At 63.4% G+C, this 23309-nt stretch carries 21 protein-coding genes and 1 tRNA gene; 11 read left to right on the top strand and 11 right to left on the bottom strand.

What is annotated here, in order from left to right:
• Positions 1–93: 93 nt before the first annotated feature.
• The gene (locus tag ACN0SW_RS13010; protein ID WP_417728365.1) at positions 94–1326 is read left to right on the top strand and encodes a mandelate racemase/muconate lactonizing enzyme family protein; all 1233 of its coding nucleotides are present in this window, start codon (positions 94–96) and stop codon (positions 1324–1326) included.
• A gap of 211 nt (positions 1327–1537) precedes the next feature.
• Here ACN0SW_RS13010 and ACN0SW_RS13005 read toward each other — a convergent pair whose 3' ends face one another.
• Genes ACN0SW_RS13005 through ACN0SW_RS12975 form a run of 7 tightly spaced genes read right to left on the bottom strand, consistent with a single transcriptional unit; the run spans position 1538 to position 7932 of the window.
• Positions 1538–2467, bottom strand: a complete 930-nt coding sequence (locus ACN0SW_RS13005) for an AEC family transporter (RefSeq protein ID WP_417728364.1) — start codon at positions 2465–2467, stop codon at positions 1538–1540.
• Between the two features lie 5 nt (positions 2468–2472).
• Entirely contained in the window at positions 2473–3270 is a 798-nt protein-coding gene (locus tag ACN0SW_RS13000) for an MBL fold metallo-hydrolase (RefSeq protein WP_417728363.1), read from the bottom strand.
• Positions 3270–4061 carry a TatD family hydrolase gene (locus tag ACN0SW_RS12995; RefSeq protein ID WP_417728362.1) on the bottom strand — a complete coding sequence of 264 codons (792 nt, stop codon included), beginning with the start codon at positions 4059–4061 and terminating at the stop codon, positions 3270–3272. The genes ACN0SW_RS13000 and ACN0SW_RS12995 overlap by 1 nt, the downstream gene beginning before the upstream one ends.
• Positions 4062–4082: 21 nt before the next feature.
• On the bottom strand, positions 4083–5207 hold the full coding sequence (locus ACN0SW_RS12990) for a DNA polymerase III subunit delta' (protein ID WP_417728361.1): 1125 nt from the start codon (positions 5205–5207) through the stop codon (positions 4083–4085).
• Entirely contained in the window at positions 5204–5830 is a 627-nt protein-coding gene (gene tmk, locus ACN0SW_RS12985) for a dTMP kinase (RefSeq protein WP_417728360.1), read from the bottom strand. Before tmk ends, ACN0SW_RS12990 begins: the two co-directional genes overlap by 4 nt.
• Positions 5827–6990, bottom strand: coding sequence for a D-alanyl-D-alanine carboxypeptidase family protein (locus ACN0SW_RS12980; protein WP_417728359.1), 1164 nt, complete (start codon positions 6988–6990; stop codon positions 5827–5829). Before ACN0SW_RS12980 ends, tmk begins: the two co-directional genes overlap by 4 nt.
• Before the next feature lie 15 nt (positions 6991–7005).
• Positions 7006–7932: an SPOR domain-containing protein gene (locus ACN0SW_RS12975; protein ID WP_417728358.1), complete on the bottom strand. Its 927-nt coding sequence runs from the start codon at positions 7930–7932 to the stop codon at positions 7006–7008.
• A 269-nt stretch (positions 7933–8201) separates the two neighbouring features.
• On the opposite strand from ACN0SW_RS12975, the gene ACN0SW_RS12970 reads away from it, so the two are divergent.
• Positions 8202–8289, top strand: a tRNA-Ser gene (locus ACN0SW_RS12970).
• Between the two features lie 74 nt (positions 8290–8363).
• Here the strand turns inward: ACN0SW_RS12970 and ACN0SW_RS12965 are convergent.
• On the bottom strand, positions 8364–9692 hold the full coding sequence (locus ACN0SW_RS12965; protein WP_417728357.1) for an ATP-binding protein: 1329 nt from the start codon (positions 9690–9692) through the stop codon (positions 8364–8366).
• Entirely contained in the window at positions 9689–10348 is a 660-nt protein-coding gene (locus ACN0SW_RS12960) for a response regulator transcription factor (RefSeq protein WP_417728356.1), read from the bottom strand. The genes ACN0SW_RS12965 and ACN0SW_RS12960 overlap by 4 nt, the downstream gene beginning before the upstream one ends.
• 146 nt (positions 10349–10494) lie before the next feature.
• On the opposite strand from ACN0SW_RS12960, the gene ACN0SW_RS12955 reads away from it, so the two are divergent.
• The 7 genes from ACN0SW_RS12955 to ACN0SW_RS12925 all read left to right on the top strand — a co-directional run bounded on the left by ACN0SW_RS12955 (position 10495) and on the right by ACN0SW_RS12925 (position 17567).
• Positions 10495–10806, top strand: coding sequence for a PepSY domain-containing protein (locus tag ACN0SW_RS12955; protein ID WP_417728355.1), 312 nt, complete (start codon positions 10495–10497; stop codon positions 10804–10806).
• Entirely contained in the window at positions 10799–11437 is a 639-nt protein-coding gene (locus tag ACN0SW_RS12950; RefSeq protein WP_417728354.1) for a cytochrome b/b6 domain-containing protein, read from the top strand. Before ACN0SW_RS12955 ends, ACN0SW_RS12950 begins: the two co-directional genes overlap by 8 nt.
• A gap of 175 nt (positions 11438–11612) precedes the next feature.
• Positions 11613–11960: a hypothetical protein gene (locus tag ACN0SW_RS12945; RefSeq protein WP_417728353.1), complete on the top strand. Its 348-nt coding sequence runs from the start codon at positions 11613–11615 to the stop codon at positions 11958–11960.
• Positions 11961–12032: 72 nt separating this feature from the next.
• Positions 12033–12503, top strand: coding sequence for a DUF2271 domain-containing protein (locus tag ACN0SW_RS12940; protein ID WP_417728352.1), 471 nt, complete (start codon positions 12033–12035; stop codon positions 12501–12503).
• A gap of 12 nt (positions 12504–12515) precedes the next feature.
• Positions 12516–14723 (top strand): PepSY domain-containing protein, encoded by a 2208-nt coding sequence (locus tag ACN0SW_RS12935; protein ID WP_417728351.1) that lies wholly within the window; start codon positions 12516–12518, stop codon positions 14721–14723.
• Positions 14704–15684, top strand: a complete 981-nt coding sequence (locus ACN0SW_RS12930; protein WP_417728350.1) for an FAD:protein FMN transferase — start codon at positions 14704–14706, stop codon at positions 15682–15684. Before ACN0SW_RS12935 ends, ACN0SW_RS12930 begins: the two co-directional genes overlap by 20 nt.
• Positions 15685–15689: 5 nt before the next feature.
• Entirely contained in the window at positions 15690–17567 is a 1878-nt protein-coding gene (locus tag ACN0SW_RS12925) for a heavy metal translocating P-type ATPase (RefSeq protein ID WP_417728349.1), read from the top strand.
• A 53-nt stretch (positions 17568–17620) separates the two neighbouring features.
• On the opposite strand, the gene ACN0SW_RS12920 is transcribed toward ACN0SW_RS12925, so the two are convergent.
• Positions 17621–19984 (bottom strand): Tex family protein, encoded by a 2364-nt coding sequence (locus ACN0SW_RS12920; protein ID WP_417728348.1) that lies wholly within the window; start codon positions 19982–19984, stop codon positions 17621–17623.
• A gap of 95 nt (positions 19985–20079) precedes the next feature.
• On the bottom strand, positions 20080–20550 hold the full coding sequence (locus ACN0SW_RS12915; RefSeq protein WP_417728347.1) for an Rrf2 family transcriptional regulator: 471 nt from the start codon (positions 20548–20550) through the stop codon (positions 20080–20082).
• 121 nt (positions 20551–20671) lie between these two features.
• Between ACN0SW_RS12915 and ACN0SW_RS12910 the strand changes: the two genes are divergently transcribed.
• The gene (locus ACN0SW_RS12910; RefSeq protein ID WP_417728346.1) at positions 20672–21082 is read left to right on the top strand and encodes a hypothetical protein; all 411 of its coding nucleotides are present in this window, start codon (positions 20672–20674) and stop codon (positions 21080–21082) included.
• Complete coding sequence (locus ACN0SW_RS12905; protein WP_417728345.1) at positions 21079–23307, top strand: 4Fe-4S binding protein; 2229 nt, start codon at positions 21079–21081, stop codon at positions 23305–23307. The genes ACN0SW_RS12910 and ACN0SW_RS12905 overlap by 4 nt, the downstream gene beginning before the upstream one ends.
• The last annotated feature ends 2 nt before the right edge of the window (positions 23308–23309 follow it).

Raw genomic sequence — 23309 nt, 5'->3', positions numbered from 1 at the left:
CCCCTCTCACTGGTCTAAACGGCCCAAGGGCCCTACCCCAAACCGCTGACCTCACCTCCCTCCCGCACTCTTGACACCTTACAGGATGCCCCCATGAAACTTACAGACCTTGACATCATCGTGACCTCTCCACCGGCACCGGGCTGGGGGGGGCGCTATTGGATTTTGGTCAAGCTGACCACCGATGACGGCATCACCGGCTGGGGTGAATGCTATGCCGCGAGCGTTGGACCAACAGCAATGCGCGCTGTGATCGAGGATGTGTTTGCCCGCCACATGGCCGGCGAAAATCCTGAAAACATTGAACTTATGTTCCGCCGCGTGTTTTCTTCGGGCTTCACCCAGCGCCCGGATTTGACCGTGATGGGGGCGTTTTCGGGGCTGGAAATCGCCTGTTGGGATATCTTGGGCAAGGCACGCGGCCGCCCCGTCTGGGCGCTCTTGGGCGGCAAGATGAACCCTCGCATCCGCGCCTATACCTATCTCTACCCCCTCCCCGACCATCCCATCGCCGAATTCTGGACTTCACCCGACATGGCCGCCGAGAGCGCGCGGGACTGTGTGGCGCGGGGGTATACGGCGGTCAAATTTGATCCCGCAGGCCCCTATACATTGCGCGGGGGCCATATGCCCGCAATGACTGATATTTCGGTCTCGGTCGCGTTCTGCAAGGCGATCCGTGAAGCAGTGGGCGACCGCGCCGACTTGCTCTTTGGTACGCATGGCCAGTTCACCACGGCGGGGGCGATCCGCCTGGGGCAAGCGCTCGAACCGTATTCGCCGCTGTGGTATGAGGAACCCGTGCCGCCCGACAATGTGGCCGCCATGGCGCAGGTGGCGCGGGCGGTGCGTATTCCAGTGGCCACCGGCGAGCGACTGACCACCAAGGCCGAATTTGCGCCGGTGCTGCGCGAGGGCGCGGCGGCAATCCTGCAACCGGCGCTGGGGCGCGCAGGCGGCATTTGGGAAATGAAGAAAGTGGCCGCCATGGCCGAGGTCTATAACGCTCAGATGGCCCCGCATCTCTATGCTGGGCCAGTGGAATGGGCGGCGAATGTGCATTTTGCCGCCTCTATCCCCAATATCCTGATGTGCGAGAGCATCGAGACCCCATTCCATGACCGGCTGATCAAGGGTGGCATCCGGGTTGAAGGCGGCTATATCACCCCGCCCGACGGCCCCGGTCTGGGGATCGAGGTGGATGAGGCTCTGGCGCGCGCCAACCCCTATAATGGCAATGGGCTACACTTGGAGATGCAGGAAGCGCCTTGCGATTATGTCAATGGCAACAACTTTGGCGGAGGAGCACCGGCAGAAGCGGAGTGAGGCATTTGGCCTGAAGGAGACTTTGGGCCCAAATGAGGAGCCGCGCGGCTTCCGTCCGCCGGGTGGGCGTTACAGTATCATCGGCCGGCACTTTATCCTCGCCAAACCGCCTAACCGGTGGGGCGGACGGGCGCGCGCGGCGGTGCGTTCGGCGCCTCGTTTCCGCGTTTGGGCATTTGGGACCGACATCAACTAGAGACCAAACGCCGCCTTACGGCAGCACCTGCAACCAGACCCAAGCCGTGACAATGGTCAGCCCGGTGGACAAGAGCACGCTGGAGGCTGCCACCCGCTTGGCATGGCCATAGATATTGGCAAAGACATAGGCATTGACCCCCGGCGCCATCGCCGCCGTCACCACCGCCGACCGCACCCCCTCGACCGGCAACCCGAGCCCGAGACCAAGACCAAAGGTGATCGCCGGATGCGCCACCAGCGAAATCAGACAAACGTAAAGGATCACCCGCAAATCGCCCTCGGGGCGGTATTGCACCAGCACGCCGCCCAATCCAAAGAGTGCCGCAGGCAGCGCCGCGCGCGCCATGAGATCAAGCCCGTCCTCGACCGGTGCGGGCAGTACCAGGCCCGAAAGATTGACGACAAACCCGGCCGCCACCCCCATGATCAGCGTGTTAGAAAACATCGCCCTGAGCACCTTGACCACCACGCGCGGTCCGGCGGTGCCACGCGCCTTGACGATCTCCATCACAGTGATGCCAAGCCCGTAGCAAAACGGCGAATGCACCGCGATGATAGCGAAATTCGCGGCCAGAGCATCAGTGCCATAGGCGCGCTCCATGATCGGCAGGCCCAGAAGCAGCGAATTGGAAAACAGGCAGCAAAACCCGATGGCGACCGCATCTTCCCAAGTCCGGCCAAAGATCAACCGCGCGCCAAACAGACCAAGCAAAAAGCCCGAGCTGGCCCCGATATAAAAACTCAATAGCAACCGCCAGTCAAAGCTCTGTCCCAGATCAAGCCGGGAAATGGCAGTAAAGAGCAGGCAGGGAATGGCGAATTTCTGGGTGAAACTCATCAGACCATCCACGCCCGCCTGACTGAACCAACGCCGCCAGACCGCCAGATAGCCAAAGCCGATGACCAGAAAAACCGGCAGAATGATTTCAAACAGCGCCTGCATCGCGCTCAGACCGTGTAGCGCAAAATCATCCCGTCATAGGCGGGGGTCACATGCGCCGGAGTCTCCTCGTCCACGGTTCGATAATCCAGATCGATATGCATATTGGTCAGCACCGCCCGGCGCGGGGCTACGCGTTTGATCCAGTCGAGCGTCAACGCCAGATGGGCATGGGTCGGGTGCGGCGTGCGCCGCAGCGCATCGACGATCCAGCAATCCAGACCGCTCAGCACTGGCCAGACGTCCTCGGGGATGGCGGCCACATCCGGCAGATAGGCCAGATCATTCACCCGAAAGCCGAGCGCGTCAATCGAGCCGTGGTTGACCTGAAACGGGATCAGCCGGATCGAACCACCCGCACCGTCAATTTCGAACGGGCCGTCAATCGTGTGCATATCGAGAATGGGGGGATAGGGGCTGTCCTCGGGTTGGACAAAGGCATAGCCGAACCGCGCATAAAGCGCGTTTTGCGTATCGCCGTCGGCCCATACCGCCAAGCGCTGGCGCATGTTGAACACGATCATCCGCAGGTCGTCGATGCCATGCACATGATCGGCATGAGAATGGGTATAAACCACTGCATCCAGCGCGCCAATACCGGCGTCGAGCAGTTGCGCACGCAGGTCGGGTGAGCTGTCGATCAGGACGCGGGTGGTGCCGCTCTCGGTCTCGCGCTCGATCAGCATAGAGCAGCGGCGGCGCGTATTGCGCGGATTGCCCGGATCACACTCACCCCAATGCCCGCCAAGGCGCGGCACGCCGCCGGATGATCCACAACCAAGGATGGTAAAGCGCAACTCGGCCATCACAGCACCGCCTTGGTAAAGAGCCGCTCAAAGTTAGCCTCGGTTTGTGCGGCAAAGGCGGGCCAGTCCATGCCAAAGACCTCGGCCCCCTTTTGCGCGGTATGCAGCGTATAGGCAGGCTCGTTGCGGCGTCCGCGATAGGGGGGGGGCGCAAGATAGGGCGCGTCGGTTTCCAACAGGATCCGGTCCACCGGCACGCTAGCAAAGATATCGCGCAGATCCTGGCTCTTGGGGAACGCCGTGATGCCCGACATCGACAGGTAGAACCCGAGATCAAGTGCGGCGCGGGCCAGTTCAGCACTGGAGGAAAAGCAATGCATGACGCAGGTATAGGCACCGTTGCGATATTCCTCGGCCAGAATACGTGCCATGTCGTCATCCGCGCTGCGCGCGTGGATGATCAGCGGTAGGCCCGTGCGCCGTGCGGCCTCGATATGCACGCGCAGGCTGGCTTTCTGCACCTCGGCGCTTTCGGCAGTGTAATGATAATCCAGACCCGTTTCGCCGATGCCGACAAACTTGGGATGCAGTGCGAGGGTCAGGAGATCATCGACCGAGACAAGCGGGCCCTCTGCCGCGCGCATCGGGTGAATGCCGGCCGCATAAAACACCGGCGCATGCGTCTCTACGATCGCGCGCACGCGCGGTTCTTGATCCAGTCGGGTGCAGATCGTTACCATACGGTGCACGCCCGCCGCAACGGCGCGGGCAATGACTTGATCCAATTCGTTGTCGAAATCGGGGAAATCGAGATGGCAATGGCTGTCGGTGATGCGAATGTCGGTGCTCATGCCTGTCCTCGGGCGGGGGCCTCAGGCCCCGGCGGTTTGCTGAATCCTGAACACCGTATCTAGGACCAAGCTGGCAGGGTCAAGGTTCACCGCCCGCCCATGACGCGCCCGCGCTCCGATTGCCTCGGCGCAATCGGCCCAGTCACGGCCCTTGCGGGCATCGGGGGCCAGCCGCGCCAGCATCTCGGCCTCGCCCGGCGCGGCCTCGGCCCTTGGGGCGTGTCCCGTGGCTCCGGCACGGGCCAGCCGCACCAGCATGAGATCCGTCAGGGAAAAGAGGAGATCGAGCCGCTCTTCGGCACCGCGCGTCGCTGCCGCCTCGGCCAGCCGCAAGGCGCGGGGCCGATCGAGCCGTGGCAGGCTCTGCATCAGCGCAATCAGTTCGGCATAGAGGCTGAGCCCGCCCAGATTGAGCAACCGCACCGCAGCCCCGACAGAGCCGCCGGATAATTCTGCCAGCGCCGCCGGATCGCCCTCGGACGCAATTCCGGCCTGATCGAGAGCCAGCGCAATGTCGCGCGGGCCAAGCGGCGCCAGCCGCAACGTGCGACAGCGCGAGCGGATCGTGGGTAAAAGGCCAGAAGGCTGGTGCGAGATGAGCAGCAGCACCGTGCGCGCGGGCGGTTCCTCAAGCATCTTGAGGATTGCATTGGCCGCTTGGGTGTTGAGATCATCGGCCGCATCGACGATCACCACCCGCCGCCCGCCATCGGCCGACGAGAGAGCAAAGAAATTGCCCAGTTTGCGCACCTCTGACACGCGGATTTCGGCGGCCAGCCGGTCACCCTTGTCGGTGGGCCCGCGTCGCAGCAGAAACAACCCCGGATCAGACAACGCCAGCATGCGCCGCGACACCGGATGCTCGGGGTCCACATCCAGCGTCACGGGCGGCGGCGGTGCGCCAAAGAGCCCGTCGTCCTGCGCCAGCGGCGTGGCCAGCAGGAACCGCGCAATGCGCCATGCCAGTGTTGCCTTGCCCACGCCGCGCGGCCCGGTGATAAGCCAGCCATGATGCAGCCGCCCGGTGTTGAAAGCATCAAGAAATTCCGCCTCTGCCGCGTCCTGACCAAAGATCCGGCGCGTCTCACGCGGGTGCGGCGCACCCTCGGTCCGGTCAGGTTCCGGCAGCAGCACATCGTCGCTCATGGCAGCTGCGCCCTGACTATGCGGGCCACGTCCTCGGCCACAGCATCCATATCGCGCGCGCCATTGATCACCACGAAACGGTTTGCGAATTCCTGCGCGAGCGCCAGAAAACCGGCTCGCATCTGCGCCTGCATCCCCTCGCCGAAGGATTCGAACCGTTCCTCGGTCCCGCCGCGCGACAGCGCCCGCCCCAAGCCGACACCGGGGTCGATATCAATCAGCACCGTCAGATCCGGCTCTCGTCCGATCATCAGCGTATGCAACTGATCCACTGTGGCGCGCAGGTCGCCCCGGCTCAGCCCCTGATACATCCGCGTGCTATCGGCAAACCGATCGCAGATCACCACTGCCCCACTGGCCAGCGCCGGATCGATCACCCGCTCCAGATGATCACGCCGCGCAGCGGTAAAGAGCAGGATCTCGGTCTCTGCCGACCAGCGGTCCTTGTCGCCCTCCAGCACCAGACGCCGAATTTCTTCGGCACCGGGGCTGCCGCCCGGCTCGCGCGTCAGCACGACATCTCGGCCCTCGGCACGCAGCGTCTCGGCCAGCCGCCGCGCCTGCGTAGACTTGCCCGACCCGTCGATCCCCTCAAAGCTGATAAACAGCCCCTGCCCGCTCAAAGCGCCCCCTCGGGGCCCTGCTGCAACCGCGTCAGAAGCAAGCCTGAAACCGTGCGCATCCGGGTCATGAACCCGCCCTGCGCCACATCCTCGGCAGCAACCAAAGGCACGCGCGTTGGCGGCAGACCTTCAGGGGCAAAGACCAGCTCGGCCAAAACATCACCCTTGGCCACCGGCGCGCGCACGGGTCCGGTATAGACCACCTCAGCCTTGAGTTCGCCCCCATCCATCACCGGCAAGAGCGTGTTGACATCCTCGGCGGGTGTCAGACCGACGCTTGCCGCCTCTCCCATCCAGACATCGGCGCGCGCCACCTCGTCCCCAGCCTTGAGTACGGATTTCTGCGCAAATTGACGAAAGGCCCAATTCACGATTGCCTCGGATTCGCGGGCCCGGTCCTGTGCAGTCGCCAGCCCCGAGATCGCAAAAACCACCCGTCGGTCGCCTTGTTTGGCCGATCCGGTCAGGCCAAAGCCTGCCTGCTCGGTGTGCCCTGTCTTGAGTCCATCCGCGCCAATCCCCAACCCCAGCAAAGGATTGCGGTTGCTGATATTGCTGGGCGCGCGGCCGTCAAACCGAAATTCGGTCTCGGAAAACATCGTGTAGAACTCGGGGAAGTCCTCAATGATGTGACGCCCCAGAAGCGCCAGATCACGCATGCTCATGACATGGCCCTCGGCGGGCCAGCCGCTGGCATTGCGGAACATCGAATTGGTCATGCCCAGCTGCTGCGCGCGCTGCGTCAGAAAGCGGGCAAACCCCGCCTCGGTGCCATCGGGGCTCAGCGCCTCAGCGATCACCGCGCAGGCGTCATTGCCCGACAGCACGATGATGCCGCGCAACAGATCCTCGACCCTCACCCGGTCAGTGGTGTCGAGAAACATGGTCGAGCCGCCATAGCTCATCGCGTGCTGCGATACCGGCAAACGTTCATCCAGCGTAAGACGACCACTGCGCACCGCCTCAAAGGCCACATACAACGTCATCAGCTTGGACATCGAGGCCGGCGGCAGGGGCGTGTCGGCGTTCTTGTTCAGCAGCACCGTTCCGGTTGTCACATCCAAGACAAACGCGGCCTTGGCGCTGGTTTCAAAGGCTTGCGCGGGCAGCGCAAGCCCAAGGCTCAGCGCTGCGGCGGCGATATGGCGGATAAGGTTCATCTGGACCCACTCCTCTTAGTTGGTGACGGCATAGGCATCGTCAAAGCCAATTCCCTTGATCTTCTTGAGCAGCGTTGCCCGCTCCGAGGCGCTGGTCGCCGGGCCGACAATCACGCGCCAGAATGCCTTGCCTTGGGTATTTTGTTCCAGCACCGTCGGCACCATCCCGGCCTGCCGCATCGCGGTTGCGGTGTTGCGGGCGTTCTCTTCCACACTGAATATCCCGATCTGGAGATAGGGCTTTTCAAGACCAGACGCACCTGACGGGGCGGGACGCGCCACAGGTGTGGGCGCCGCCGTGGCCGCAGCATCCGGGGTTGGCGTTGCGGCCAGTGCCGCCTCGGCAGCCTCGATCGCGGCTGCGGCCCCGGCCACAGGTTCCAGAGCCGTGGACTCGATCTCAGCGGGGACTGCAAGGGCCGTGGCCTCTTGCGACGGCATCTCAGCCTCAGGGGCCGCGTCTTGGGTTTCTTGCGCCGCTTCCCGGCGCAGGGCGGTCACATTGAGCTGAGCCGGTGCACCGGCCAGCATGCCCAGCGCCGCTGCTGCATCCGACGACACCTGCAAGGCCGGGCCGGGCACGTCACGCGCGCGCCGGAAGAGCGCTCCGATGACAAATTTCGAGTCCGAGGTGTTACGGATGATCACCCGTTCCGGTTCTTTGACGTCCGGATGTGCCACCCAGACCCCCCCCAACGACGGCCGCCCATCCCAGAGCCCCATGTCGGTGACCTGAAACACATCCGGCGCCTCGACATCGCGCTCCACCAATTTGACCGAGGTGTGCGCCGCAGCCCCGCTCTGCTCGGACACCTGCCCGGCGCTATCGGGCTTGAGAGAAAATTTGCCACTCTCGTCGCAGCCTGCCAGCATTGCGATCGCCGCGCTCACCAGCACCAACCGCGAAAGTTGTGCCTGTTTACCCTGTTTCCGAAACGTCATGTCTTGCCCCTTGCCCTTGCCTCTGCGTGCAGCCATCCGGCGTGAGCCGCCGGTTTTCCGGTCGGGCTTGTTCTCGCCCCGGCATGATCCCGCGCGCGTACTCTAGCGTCTTGCCCCCCGCGTGAAAAGTGCGCAGGCGCTGCATGCGCGAATTTCCCCGCGAAACACCTCTTTCAGAATCGCCAAGACCTATGTAGGCACCTGCAAACCGAAGGAATGAAAGAGCGGTCGATTGCACCGGTCTTGAAGTTTAATGTAGGTAAAGTTTAGGAAGCTTGGCAGAGTGGTCGATTGCACTGGTCTTGAAAACCAGCGTACCGAGAGGTACCCAGGGTTCGAATCCCTGAGCTTCCGCCAATAAAATCAGTTACTTGACGCGCACAGGCAAGGCGCACACCGGGCTTCGCGCGCGCGGGCCTGTTTTCGTCGGGTCAGCCTGTCGGTAGCTGGATAGAGGCCTCAAAACCTGATGTCCTGCCCGGTCGGGGCGAACTGAGGGTCAGCGGGGCCTCAATACGTTCGGCCATAGCCGAGACAATCGCAAGCCCGAGACCGCTTCCGCCGGCATCTGCCGTGCCGCGTTCGAACCGTCCCATAAGGCGGCTCAATGTCTCGGGCGGCACCACGGGACCCTCATTTGCAACGCGCAACAGCCCCTCGCGCGTGAGCGTCACCTCAACCGGGGAGGCATCCATGCCGTGGCGCAAGGCATTCTCTACAAGGTTTCGACACAGTATCCCGAATGCGTCGGGATCAAGATCCGACATCACAGGGGCGTCCGGCATGTTGAGCACAATACGGCCCGGCGGGACCGTTCTGGCCAGATCCTCGATTATGATCCGCGCGACGGGGCGCAGATCTGACGCCCGGTCCAGCCGCAGCCGCCCGCCTTCGGCCCTCGCCAGTTGTATGAGGCGTTCGGACAGGCGGGTCAGCCGTTTCAACGTTGACTCGATTTCGACCGCCCGCAACTTGGCCCGCGGATCCGAGGTTTCCGCGCTCAGACGCTGCGCCTGCGCTATCGCCCCGGCCAGCGGCGTTCTCAACTCGTGCGCCGCATTGGCCGCAAAACTGCGTTCGGCCTCGAATGCCTCTTTCAGACGGTCAAGCAGCCCGTTCAAGGTGGCTGCGATGGGGCGGATCTCCGAGGGAATGTCATGCGCGGGAACGGGCGACATATCTCTGGCATTACGGGACTCGAGCAGTTCCCGAAAGCGGCGCAGCGACGCGAGGCTTGCCCGCACCGCAAGAATGATGGCAAGCAGAGCGACCGGAACCACGATCATCAGAGGCAATCCAAGACCCATCTGAATCTCGCGCGCCACGGAGGCGCGGTGATCTAGCGGTTCCGCGACCGATATCCGCACCGTGCCTTGCAACGCGTCTTCGTTATAGAGCCTGTGGGTCGCGGTCTGGCGAAAACCGGACCCGTCCCAGTTCGGAAACACGTCCGGGTCCGCCGCATGCGATTGCAACAGGATGCGCCCCATGTCATCGCGGACAATATAGGTAAAAAACTCATCATGGGCGCGGATCGCCGCAAGGCGCTGGGTGACACCGTCATCGTCACGCCCGACGATATCCACCACGGCCAGCGGCAACAGGCGCTGCGCCATCTCCTGTAACGCCGCGTCAAAGACCTCGTCCATTTCAGTGCGCAGGATCACGGCGGTCACCGAGGCCGCGGCAATCCAGAGCAACGTCAACAGTGCCCCAACGGACAGCGCCAGATGGGCCTGAAGGCTGCGGGGCCTCATCATGGCTTACCCAGACGATAACCCATACCGCGTTCGGTCTCGATAATCCCTGCGCCCAGCTTCTTGCGCAGGCGGCTGACATGCACCTCGATGGTATTGCTCTCCACCTCAGCGCCAAAGGCGTAGAGTTTGTCCTCCAGTTGCGCCTTGGACAAAAGCTGACCGGGCCGCGCCAGAAAGGCCTCGAACAGCGCCCACTCCCGCGCCGTCAGAGACACGGGTTTGCCCGCGCGGTGAACGCTGCGGGCCGCAAGATCAATGTCCAGCGGCCCATGCGTGACAATCGGGTTGGGATTGCCGCTGTAGCGCCGCGCGACAGACCCTATCCGCGCCGAAAGCTCGGACAGATCGAACGGCTTGACCAGATAGTCATCAGCCCCCGCATTCAGCCCGTCGATGCGGTCCGATATCTGGTCAAGCGCGGTCAGAATGATGACCGGCGTCACATCGCCGCGCCCACGCAATCCTCTCAAGAACCCGATGCCGCGACCATCCGGCAGCATCAGATCCAGCAGGATCAGGTCAAACGCCGCGGCATGCACCGCATCGCCCGCCGCATCCAGCCGCATGACCCAGTCCACGGTGTGACCGTCACTGGCGATCTGGTCGCGCACGGCGGCGCCCAGAACTGTATCATCCTCGATCAGCAGAATACGCATATTGGGCTCGATTCCTACTCTTGCAGACCTGTCTTGCCCCCTCAGCCTGACGCGAAGCTGACACAACTCAGCAACGATCCGTCAGGAACCCGTAAGGTTCGACCGTCATGGTCTCTTCAAGATGGCCGCAACGAGGAGTTTGGCCCATGAAACCGACATTGACAATTCTCAGCGTTCTCGCGGTATTTCCAGCCGGGGTCGCAGTGGCAAGTGACGACTGCTTTGTGCCGATGGCCGAGTGGCAGCCGCGCGATGCCGTGGCGCGGCTCGCCCAAGAGAACGGCTGGACCGTGCGCCGTATCAAGATCGACGACGGCTGTTACGAAATTGACGGCCGCGACGCCAATGACCGCCGCATCGAAGTGACAGTTCATCCGGCAACGCTTCAGGTGATCGAGCTTGAATACGAGGACAAGGATCGTCAGGAACGCAAGGGAAAGGATCGCGAGGATGACTGAATTTGGATCGCAACTGTCAAAGGAGCGCGCCGTACGTGTCTGGGATCCGCTGGTGCGGATCTTTCACTGGACGCTCGTGGCCGCCTTTACGATTGCATGGCTCAGCGCCGAAGAGCTTTCGACCCTGCATGAAATCGCGGGTTACGTGGTTGCAGGGCTTGTTGCGTTTCGCCTTGTGTGGGGATTTGTCGGTGGCAGATATGCGCGCTTTGCTCAGTTTCTGAAACGCCCCAGCGCAATAATGGCCTATGTGGGCGACATGGTGCGCGGCAAAGAGCGGCGCTATCTGGGTCACAACCCTGCGGGTGCGGCGATGATTGTGGCGCTGCTCGTGGCGCTGTCGGGCACGGCGTTCAGCGGCTGGCTTCTTGATGAACCGGATCGCAGGGCGATGCTGCCGGAGCTGCCGCAGATCGTGGCACCTGCCTTTGCCGACGAGGACAATGAATACGGCTATGGCGGCGAGGACATGCTCGAAGAGATGCACGAGGTTTTTGCCAATCTCACGCTTCTTCTGGTGGCGCTGCATGTGGGCGGCGTCGTCCTTGCCTCGTTTCGACATGAAGAAAACCTCGCCCGTTCCATGGTGACCGGCGACAAACGTGCGCCCGGTCCAGACGACATCGTCTGACCGGACCCTGCTGTCTCCCCAAGGCCGACGGTCCCTTCGGCCCCCTTGGCCCCGCACTCCATGCGGGGTCTTTTTTTCTTCCTGACGCCAAGCTGACGAGGGAATCGCCACCCCTTCAGGGAGCCCTCAGGTCGAGCCGCCAGATTGGCTTCAGCAGATGAAAAGGAGACACTGCATGAAAAAGATTCTCACCCTTCTTGTCGCTTCTACCGCGCTGACATCCGTCATTGGCCTGCCTGCGCTGAGTGCGGTGCATACGTCCGAGAGCACAAACCACCGTCCCTTCGCAGCGATCTTCGAGGACGCCAAACAGGCGCTCCCCGTCATCCTCGCAAGCGACGATGATAAGCACGACGGCGCACGGCGCGGGTACAACGATGATGAAGACGACGACGATGACGAAGACGACGAAGACGACACTGGCCGTGGTGGCGCTCGCAATCCCGCGCCCGCCGGAACGGTCGCACCTCCGCAGAACGGACTTTTCGGAACCGGAACCCCTCCGCAGGTCAAGATGAACTAAATACCGCTGCGGTGCGGCGAAAACCGCTGCGCCCGCGTTCAATCTTTATCCGTGACTTCAAAGGACCACGCAATGAAACCGCTTCTTGCATCCCTCGCGCTGACAACGGCGCTAACCCTTCCCAGCCTCGCCATGGCGCGGCCAGTCACACTGACCACGACCCTCAACAGCTATGGCGGCGACGGAGCATACCTCGCGCTTTATGTCACCGATGCCTCTGGCGCCTATGCCGGCAGCCTGTGGATGGCCGGTGGAAAATCTAAATATTACAAACACCTGACCGACTGGCACCGTGCCACAGCCGGAGACGCGGCGCAGGTCAACGGCATCACCGGGGCCAGCGTGGGCGCGGGCCGGACGCTTGAAATCACGCTCGATCTCGCCGATGCCCTGTTTGACGCGGGCTACACGCTTCATATCGACGCCGCCGTCGAGGATATGCGCGACAGCCCAAACGAAATCGCTGTGCCGCTGACATCAGCAGGGGCGGGCACACCTGTGCGCGGCCGCCGTTACATCTCTAGTTTCACCTACGACATGTAAGGAGCGAGGGCCATGATCCGCGCATTCCATCGCTGGCCGGGTCTCTTGGCCCTGGCTCTTGTCACGGTGCTCAGCCTGAGTGGTGCGGCGCTCTCGGTCTTTCCCGCCGCTGAACGGCTGACCGCGCCACAGGTCGAGGCGGGCCTGAACATGGCCACGCTCGCCACCCGCATTCAGACCGCCTATCCCGGCGTCGAACAGATCCGCCGCGCGCCCTCTGGTCAGATCACCGCCTACTGGTTCGATCTCGGTGCGCCCGGTGCCGCCGTGATTGATCCCGCAACCGGAATGGGCGTCGCCTCTGCCGACCCTAATCAAGTGGAACGCTGGCTCACCAATCTGCACAGATCACTGTTGCTGGGGGACGGCGGTCGCATCGCGATGGCGGCGGGGGCGGCGGCGATGTTTGTTCTGTCGCTCACCGGCGCGGCGCTGGTTGTGCGGCGCACCGGAGGCTGGCGGCGCTGGTTCGCACCGCTGCGCGGGCCGCTTGCCCATCGGCTGCATGTCGAGATTGCACGGATTGCGGTGGCGGGCCTTTTTCTGTTGTCCATCACCGGCTTGTGGATGACGGCCTCGACCTTTGGCCTCTTGCCGGGGGCGGATAGCACACCGGCTTTTCCGGCTGATGTGAGTGGCCAAACCAATGTGGCCCTTTTCGACATGCCAACGCTGGTCGACACCTTGGTCACAGACCTGCGCGAACTCAGCTTTCCCTATCCGGGTGACGCCTCAGACGTCTTCACCCTCAAAACCCACCGGGGCACCGGGTATATCGATCAGGGGACTGGCGCGCTCTTGATTTGGGCCGATCTGAGCGGATTGGAGCGCATATCCGAAACTATCCACATGCTTCACACCGGCCAGGGTGCGGCGGCGCTGGGGCTGGCGCTCGGGTTAATGGCGCTCGGCGTGCCCGTGATGGGGGGAAGCGGTGTTCTGATCTGGCTGGCAGGTCGACGCGGCCGCCCCCGCATTCGTGGCAATCAGCGCGCAGCCCAGGCCGAAACGATCCTGCTCGTTGGCAGCGAAGGCGGCAGCACTTGGGGCTTTGCCGCAACGCTGCACGCAGCGCTCACGCAAGCTGGACAGAGGGTCCACACGGCCCCCCTGTCGGCATTTGCACCCGGCAGCTATGCCCGCGCGGCGCGGATCATCGTTCTGGCCGCAACCTATGGCGACGGGGAAGCACCGGCCTCAGCCAAAGGCTTTCTCGACCGGGTGAAGGATCTGGACGGCGCAGCCCTTGCACCGCTCGCCGTGCTTGGCTTTGGCGACCAGAGCTTTCCGGCCTATTGCGCCTTTGCCCAGACCGTCGCAGCGACAGCCGGGGCATTGGCCTGGCAAGAATTGCTGCCCCTCGACACTGTGGACCGTCAATCGCCGCAGGATTTCGCACGTTGGGGACGCGCCCTTGGGCAGGCTTTGGGCATCGACCTTGATCTGGTCCATCAGCCGGTCCGGCCCACAACCGAGACGCTGACCTTGATCTCGCGGCGCGATTACGGCGCAGAGGTGCAGGCCCCGACCGCAATCCTGCGCTTTGCCCTGCCGCGCGCACCGCTCTGGCACAGGCTGACCGGGGCAGGCTTTGCCCGCTTCAACGCAGGTGACCTGATCGGCATCCTGCCCGAGGGCAGCCCCCTGCCCCGCCTCTATTCACTGGCCTCTGCGCGCCGCGACGGGTTTGTCGAGATCGTGGTCAAGAAACATCCGGGCGGTCTGTGCTCGGGTCAACTTACCGCGCTCGAACCCGGCGACACCGTCAACGCCTTTTTGCGCCGCAACCCGGGCTTTCAACCGGGCCGGGGCCGCGCACCGCTCATCCTGATTGGCGCAGGCACTGGCATCGGGCCACTGGCGGGGTTTATCCGCAGGAATGCGCGACAGCATCCCATCCACCTCTATTTCGGACTGCGCCACCCCGACAGTGATTTCTTTTACAGTGAGGAAATGCCCACATGGCGGAAAGAGGGCCGCCTGACCCGATTGATCACGGCTGTGTCACGCGGGGCGCGCCCCAACTATGTGCAAGACGCCCTGCGCGGCGACGCCGCCGAGGTGGCCCGGCTGATCCGGGACGGGGCCCGCGTGATGGTCTGCGGCGGGCGCGACATGGCAGCGGGGGTGGCCGATGCGCTGGCCGAGATCCTAGCACCCACCGGGCTCACCCCCGCAGTGCTAAGGGCGGAGGGTCGATATGTCGAAGATGTCTACTGAGCAAGAGAGCTTTGCCCTGAACGGTCCGACGATGGGCACGCGCTGGTCCGCTCTCTTTTTTGCACGCGTGGGCTTTGATCCAACCCCTGTCAAAACCGCGCTTCAATCTGCTGTCGACGTTGTCGATGCACAGATGTCTACCTGGAAATCCAACAGCGACCTGATGCGCCTCAACGCGGCCCCTGTGGGGGTATGGGTGAAGGTGCCGGATCACCTGCGCACCGTCCTTCATCTCGGGCTTGAGATCGGGGTCGCCTCTGGCGGGGCGTTTGATATCGGCATGGGAGACGCGACAACGGCTTGGGGCTTTGGTCCGCAGAGCGCCGCATCCGACCGGATTCGCGCGGCGATGACATCCGCGCGCCTGCCCGCGTCCGAGGCGCTGGAAATCGACGGACATCGGCTGCGCAAATCCGCGCCGATCACGCTCGACCTGAATGGCATCGCCAAGGGTTACGGTGTTGATTGTCTGGCCGACAGGCTGCGTGCGCAGGGTATCATGGCCGGACTTGTCGGCATCGACGGCGAGATGCGGGCACTCGGTCTCCGACCGGACGGCTCGCCTTGGTCCATCGCGATCGAAGCCCCCGACGACGCGCGCCGCGCGCCCCATTCCATCCTTGCGCTCGAAGATGCCGCCGTCGCAACCTCAGGCGATTATCGTCACTGGGTCGAGGTGCAGGGCCGCCGCCTGTCCCATACCATGGACCCGGCCCGCGGTGCGCCACTGATGGCCCCTCCCGCATCGGTCACGGTGGTCGCCCCAAACTGTGCCACGGCTGACGCTTGGGCGACGGCGCTGATGGTGCTGGGGCCGAAGACTGGCGCGCAGCTTGCCAAAAAGCACGGACTCGACGCCCTCTTTCTCCTGCGTAATGATGCGGGTGCCGATACAGGTATAGGAGTCGGGCGGCTGTTTTCTGAACCGCCAGCGGCACACGCGTCAGCCAAAGGAAAGTGAACGGCATGGCCCCGATCAGCATGGACCGCATTAAGACAGTAATTCTCGGCTTGGCCACGGCAGGGCTTTTGGCCGGTCTCGGGCTCTATTTTATCGGCATGACCGAGGGGGCGAACCTCGTCTGGATCACCGGGGTCACTCCTGCGCTGGCGGCCCTCGTGATTGAAATCCTGCGCAGCATCCGGCGCGGCGAGGTTGGGCTCGATATTGTGGCGGCATTGTCGATGAGCGCCGCACTGGTGTTTGGCGAATCGCTTGCCGCAGCGGTCGTCGCGGTGATGTATTCGGGTGGCACCTTCCTCGAAAGCTTCGCTGAGGGCCGCGCCCAGCGCGAAATGCACGCCCTGCTGTCGCGGGTCCCGCGAACGGCGACCCGCCATATGAATGGCGGGCTCGAAGATGTGCCGCTGGATCAAATCGAACCGGGCGACCGGTTGCTGATCCGGCAGGGTGATGTGGTGCCCGTTGACGGCAACGTGGCGTCCGCCACGGCCTTTCTCGATACATCCGCTCTGACCGGCGAGTCGCTGCCTGCGCGCGTGGCGCAAGGTGGGGCCGCAATGAGCGGATCAACCAATGCCGGAGAGGCCTTTGATCTGACCGCGACGCAGGTTGCAAAAGACAGCACCTATGCCGGGATCGTCCGTCTGGTCGAAGAGGCGCAGCGCTCCAAAGCACCGATGTCACGACTGGCGGATCGCTGGTCTCTCGGGTTTCTGCTGCTCACAGTCGCCATAGCTTGCGCGGCTTGGTGGATCACCGGCGATCCAATCCGGGCCGTCGCTGTGCTGGTTGTGGCCACCCCCTGCCCGCTGATCCTGGCGGTGCCCGTCGCTCTGGTCGCGGGTCTCTCGCGGGCAGCACATTTCGGTGTGCTCATCAAGGGCGCTGGACCGCTTGAGACGATGGCTCGAATCCGAACCCTGATCCTCGACAAAACCGGCACCCTGACCGATGGGCGGCCACAAATCGTGTCAGTTGTCAGCCATGACGGCATGTCTGAGGACGACATTCTGCGCCTTGCGGCCGCGCTCGATCAGGCCTCCAAGCACCCCGTGGCGCAAGCCGTCGTCGCGGCAGCCAAGGCGCGTGGCTTCGCGCTGCCCGTGCCGTCAGAGGTGGCTGAAATCCCCGGTGAAGGGGTCGTTGGCCATGTCGATGGCCACAAGGTCATCGTTGGTGGCGATGGTTTCGTCGCCAAGCGCGTGGGGCGCGCGGACGGGGACCATGCGGCTCTTGCAGCGGGGTCCGTTCTTGTTGCCGTGGCCGTCGACGGGCACATGGCAGGACATCTGGTCATGTCCGACCCTCTGCGCGAGGGCACCCTCGATTTTCTGTCCGGTTTGCGGCGCGCAGGGGTCGAGCGCATCCTGCTCGCGACAGGTGACCGGCTCGACGTGGCAGAGCGCGTGACCACTGGGCTCGGTCTGGATGGGGTGCGGGCCGGTCTGACACCGGATCAAAAGGTCTTGCTGGTTCTGACCGAGCGCAAGAACGGCCCGGTGATGATGGTGGGCGACGGCGTGAACGACGCGCCAGCCCTCGCGGCGGCGGATGTGGGCGTTGCGATGGGCGCACGCGGGGCTGCCGCCTCGGCAGAGGCGGCGGATGTCGTGCTGCTCGTGGACCGGGTTGACCGGATCAACCCCGGGCTCGCGGTGGCGCGCGCCGCGCGGCGCATCGCTCTCGAAAGCGTGGTGGCCGGGATCGGCCTGTCACTGCTGGGCATGATCGCGGCCGCCTATGGCTATCTCAGCCCGGTGCAAGGCGCATTGCTGCAAGAGGTGATCGACGTGGCCGTGATCCTGAACGCCCTGCGCGCTCTGCGCATCACCCCGCAAGAGCCCGTGCACCACGACATGACCGCGACAGCCGCCGGATGACCGTCGGAATGGCTATGGCCAGCCCCAGGCCAAAGCGCCCGCAGTGACCCAGCCTAAGACTTGCCGCGCATCGCGGCCAGCAGGGCCTCGCCCAATGCCCCTTGTGCGCCCTGCCCCGCCTGACCGTCGGTCTTGGGCTTGGGCTTGCGCGCCGCAGAGGGCGTCTTGGGGCCAGCGGCATTTCCCGGCTTGTCAGCCTTTGGCGGATTGCTCGCCGCAGCCGGGGCTTTGCCCCGCGCCTCAGCCCCGCCCCCGTCCTTGCGCATGCTGAGCCCGATGCGCTTGCGGGCCACATCCACCTCGGTCACGCGCACCTTGACCACATCGCCCGCCTTGACCACCTCATGCGGGTCTTTGACAAAACGGTCGGCCAATTGGCTGACATGCACCAGCCCGTCCTGATGCACGCCAATATCGACAAAGGCACCAAAGGCGGCGACATTGGTAACTGTGCCCTCCATCAGCATGCCGGGTTTCAAATCCTTGATGTCATCGACCCCATCGGTAAACCGCGCGGTGACAAAGCTGGGGCGCGGATCGCGGCCGGGCTTTTCCAACTCGCCCAAAATGTCGCGCACCGTCGGCAGACCAAAGGTGTCATCAACGAAATCCTCAGCGCGCAGACCGCGCAGCGCCTCGGGCGCGCCCATGATGGCCCGAATGTCTCGCCCACAGGCCTGCACGATGCGGCGCGCCACGCCATACGCCTCGGGATGCACCGAGGTGGCGTCCAACGGCTCGGCGCTGTCGCGGATGCGCAGGAACCCGGCGCATTGCTCGAACGCCTTGGGGCCAAGCCCCGAAACCTTGAGCAGTGCCTTGCGCGACGGAAACGCGCCCTGCGCATCGCGGTGCGCCACGATCGCCTGTGCCAAGGAGGCCCCCAACCCCGCCACCCGCGCCAAGAGCGGGGCCGACGCCATGTTGAGATCGACACCGACCGCGTTCACCGCATCCTCGACGACAGCATCGAGCGACTGCACCAACCGCCGCTGATCGACGTCATGCTGATATTGACCCACGCCAATCGACTGCGGCGTGATCTTGACCAGTTCGGCCAGCGGGTCCTGCAACCGCCGCGCAATCGAGACCGCACCGCGCAGACTGACATCAAGTCCCGGAAATTCCTGCGCCGCCAGTTCCGACGCGGAATAGACCGAAGCCCCCGCCTCGGACACGATAACGCTCATCGGGCGCTTGGCCCCCGGTGGCAACAGTTTCAACGCGTCTGCCACCATCCGCTCGGTCTCGCGGCTGGCGGTGCCATTGCCGATGGCGATCAGCTCCACCCCATGCTGCCGGATCAGATCCAGCACAGCGGCCTGTGCGCCGCGCAGGTCGTTCTTGGGCTGAAACGGATAGAGCGTCGCGGTCACAAGCAGCTTGCCCGTGGCGTCCACCACGGCGGCCTTGACCCCGGTCCGGATACCCGGATCAAGCCCGAGCGTGGCGCGTGGCCCGGCGGGTGCCGCCAAGAGCAAGTCCTTAAGGTTACGCGCAAAAACCGTAATCGCCTCGTCATGGGCGCTCTTTCGCAACTCGCCCATCAGATCGACATACATCGACAGGCTCAGCTTGACCCGCCATGTCCATGCGGCCGCAGCCCGCAGCCAGACATCACCGGGGCCGGCACCGGGAATACCAATCGCCGCCTCGATCATCGCCACGGCGCGCGGCGCGCCAGTGTCGGGATCGGGGGCAATGTCGAGGGTCACAATCTCTTCTTTTGCGGCCCGCAGCAAGGCCAGCGCGCGGTGCGACGGGATCGTCGCCCATTTTTCGCGATGATCGAAATAGTCGGAGAACTTGGCCCCCGCCACTTCCTTGCCCGTCAAAACCCGTGCGCTGATCACCGCCTCGGCCCGCATGAAATCACGCAGCCGCCCTAACAGCGTGGCATTTTCGGTCAGGTCCTCGGCCAGAATGTCGCGCGCGCCCTCCAACGCATCTTTGACCGTCGCCACGGTCTCACCAAGATAGGGCGCCGCCAGATCTTCGGGCACCGCTGTCCGCTCGGCCAGAATCGCCTGCAACAGCGGCTCCAGCCCATTTTCGCGCGCGATCATCGCCTTGGTGCGGCGCTTGGGTTTGAACGGCAGATAGATATCCTCGAGCACGGCCTTGGTGTCAGCCCCGGCAATGGCACGCGCAAGCACCTCTGTCAGCTTGCCCTGATCCTTGATCGACCCCAGAATCACCTGACGCCGCGCCTCCAGCTCGCGCAGATAGGTCAGCCGTTCCGCCAGATTGCGCAGTTGCGTGTCATCCAGCCCACCTGTCACTTCCTTGCGATAGCGGGCGACAAAGGGCACCGTCGCCCCCCCATCGAGCAGCGCAACGGCGGCGGCAACCTGCTCGGGGCGTGCCGCGATCTCGGTGGCGATGGTGCGGGCGATACGCTCGGCTGTGTCTGTCACTCTGGGCTCCCTCGGATGATCTGAGAGACCACTGATAGTCGCTGAGAACCGCGACGCCAAGAGGGCCAGACGGGATCAGGCAGCGCCGCGCCTCGTCAGCTCTTTTTAGTCGATTTGGGACCACGCTGCGAACAGCTGTCCAGCTCCAGTATACCGAAACACCATGGCATGACGGCCACATCCGCCAACGTGAAGTCATCAAAGGTGCTCAGAAAATTGGACAGCGCCATATTCAGGACTATCGGCAAACGACAACCCTTGGTGATCCGGCAGGTATTTTCGGGCAGGAAACATTCGGCCAGATCGAAATCCGGCTCGCTCTTGCGCACAACCTGGCCCAGATTGATCTGATCCGCCGGACGCGCCAGCCGAAATCCGCCGCTGCGCCCGCGCACCCCCTCAAGAAACCCCTCGTGTATCAACTGCAACACCACCTTCTTCAGATGCGCACGCGAGATATCATACAGATTAGAGGTATCTTCGATTGTCGCCAATTGGTTCGGCTTCAACGTCGCGGCATAGAGCAACACACGCAAGGAATAATCTGTAAACTTTGTAAGACGCATTGCTAACTCCCATACCGTTACACCCTGTCCAACAATCGTTGTTTGGCAAGAGGTTGAGCATGCAGCACATGGTACGGCACAAAAGGGGCATTTTACTTGATCCATATCAATGATGACCCCAATGGGCCTTGGTATCGTCCGGGCCATGAAACTGAGCACCTCCCCTGTTTTACTCTGCTTGCTGCTGGCGCTTTCAATAGCGCTCGGCAGCATCTCCGCTGGCCGGGCGGCAGGGCATGCGGCGGTTGAGGCGACACTTACAGAAATGGTGATCTGTGCGGATGGTCAGGGGCAGAAAACGATTCTTCTGGCCCGTGACGGCACGCCAATAGACTTGCCGCACTGCTCCAAACTGCTCTGCGAGCACTGTTTACAGGCCGGGGCGCATGTCTCTCTCGGCACTCCCTTCCAGCATCCGGCACTGGTGCTGACTTCCGATTCGACGGTTCTGCCCGGAAACACCCCGCAGCGCCCCAACACAAGCGTCCGGACGCGTAGCCGCGCACCCCCGGCTGTGTTGGTCCTTGCATGAAAGCCTTCTCAATGCCTTTTGCCCGCGCCTTTTCGATACGTCCCATCGTCATTCTCGTGCATGTCGTGACCCTCTGGATCGCCTTGCTGACCCACGTCACGGCCGCTCAGGCGCAAACTCCCTATCTGACAACCTATCTGACCGAAGTTCCCGCCGCGTCGCTGGTCGAGGGGGCCGATGGCTATGGCCAGATGCGCAGCGACCTGCCGGTGGCGCCGGTGTTGCGCGGTGGCGAGACTATCGGCTGGGCCTTTGTTACCTCCGATTTTGTTGGCACCACTGGCTATTCCGGCAAACCGATTCATGTGATGGTCGCTGTCGGGCTCGATGCGAAACTGACCGGTGTCAAACTGGTCAAACATTCCGAGCCCATCGTGCTGATCGGTATCCCCGAGGCGAAAGTTGCCAAGCTGGTCAACGAATTCATCGGGCTTGATCTGGTGGCCGAGGCGGCAGCAGGCGGATCGGCACATGAACTGGATATCATTTCCGGCGCGACCGTCACCATCATGGTGATCGACGATTCCATCACCCGGTCAGGCATCCGGGTGGCGCGCGCACTTGGTCTGGGTGGCCTGACACCTCTCTTGGCCCCGACGGGTCCGCGCTACGAGGTGAATCCCGACGCGCAGGCCGCCGAGGATTGGTTCACGCTGACCGGGGACGGCACATTGCGGCGGATGTCTCTGGATGTGGGGCAGATCAATGGCGCCTTTGCCGCGATGGACGATCCCCGCGCCGCCGCCCGTGCCCTGACCGATCCGGATGACACGACCTATATCGATATGTACGCCACGCTGGTCAGCGTGCCCGCCATAGGTCAGAGATTGCTGGGCGAGACCGAGTTCGCCAACCTTACGGATTGGCTGGACGAGGGAGAGCACGCGCTGCTGGTTGCGGCCCGTGGGCTCTATTCCTTCAAGGGCTCGGGCTATGTCCGTGGCGGCATGTTCGACCGGATCATTCTGGTGCAGGGCGACAATTCGGTGCGTTTCCGGGACCGGGGCCACCGCCGCGTGGGCGAAATCATGGCCGATGGCGCGCCCGTTCTGTCGGAAATGGACCTCTTCAAGATCCCCGCCGATGCCGGTTTCAACCCGGCAGAGCCATGGCGTCTGCAACTCCTCGTCCAGCGCGATGTGGCGGCCATCGAGCGGGTTTTTACCACCTTCGATCTGGGCTATCAGCTGCCCGCGCCCTATCTGCGCCCCGTGGCGGCCCCGGCCCCAGAAGTCCCTCTGGCACAAGAGACCGCAACCGAAAGCGCGGCACAAACCGCCCTTTGGTCCCGGATCTGGCGTGACAAGACCGTCGAGATCGCGGGCCTTGGCGTCATGCTCTCTGCCCTGACATTCGCCTTCTTTTTCCAGAACTTCCTGACCCGCTCCGAGCGCGCGACAACATGGTTCCGCATGGGATTCCTGACCGTCACGCTGGTGTTTCTGGGCTGGTATGCCAACGCGCAGCTTTCGGTGGTCAATCTGATGGCGCTCTTTGGCGCGCTGACCACAGATTTCAGCTGGCAGGCGTTTCTGCTCGATCCGCTGACCTTTATCCTGTGGTTCGCAGTTGCCGCTTCACTGATCTTCTGGGGGCGTGGGGCCTATTGCGGCTGGCTCTGCCCGTTTGGTGCGCTGCAAGAGCTGACCAACCGCATCGCGCGCAAACTGGGCGTGCCACAATGGACCCTGCCCTGGGGTCTGCATGAACGCCTCTGGCCAATCAAATATATGATCTTTCTCGGGCTTTTCGGGGTCTCACTGGCCTCGATCGAACAGGCCGAACATCTGGCCGAGATTGAGCCCTTCAAGACCGCCATCGTGCTCAAATTCGTGCGCGCCTGGCCCTTTGTCGCCTATGCTTTGGCGCTCTTGGCGGCGGGTCTATTTGTGGAACGCTTTTACTGTCGCTACCTGTGCCCTCTGGGCGCGGCGCTGGCGATCCCCGCCCGGTTGCGCATGTTCGATTGGCTCAAGCGCTACCGCGAGTGCGGCAACCCCTGCCAGACCTGTGCCCATGAATGCATGGTGCAGGCCATCCACCCTACTGGCGAGATCAACCCGAACGAGTGCCTGAACTGTATGCACTGTCAGGTTCTCTACCAGTCGGAGACCAAATGTCCGGTCGTCATCAAACAACTGAAGCGCCGCAAGAGCGCCTCTGACAGCGCGGCAGCGCTGGACCGGATGATCGAGAACCACCCCAACATGAAGAAAGGGATCTAACC

Source organism: Roseovarius sp. (assembly GCF_048262375.1).
Lineage (GTDB): Bacteria > Pseudomonadota > Alphaproteobacteria > Rhodobacterales > Rhodobacteraceae > Roseovarius.
The sequence above is the reverse complement of the archived record's forward strand: the minus strand, read 5'-3'. Positions and strand labels throughout refer to the sequence as shown.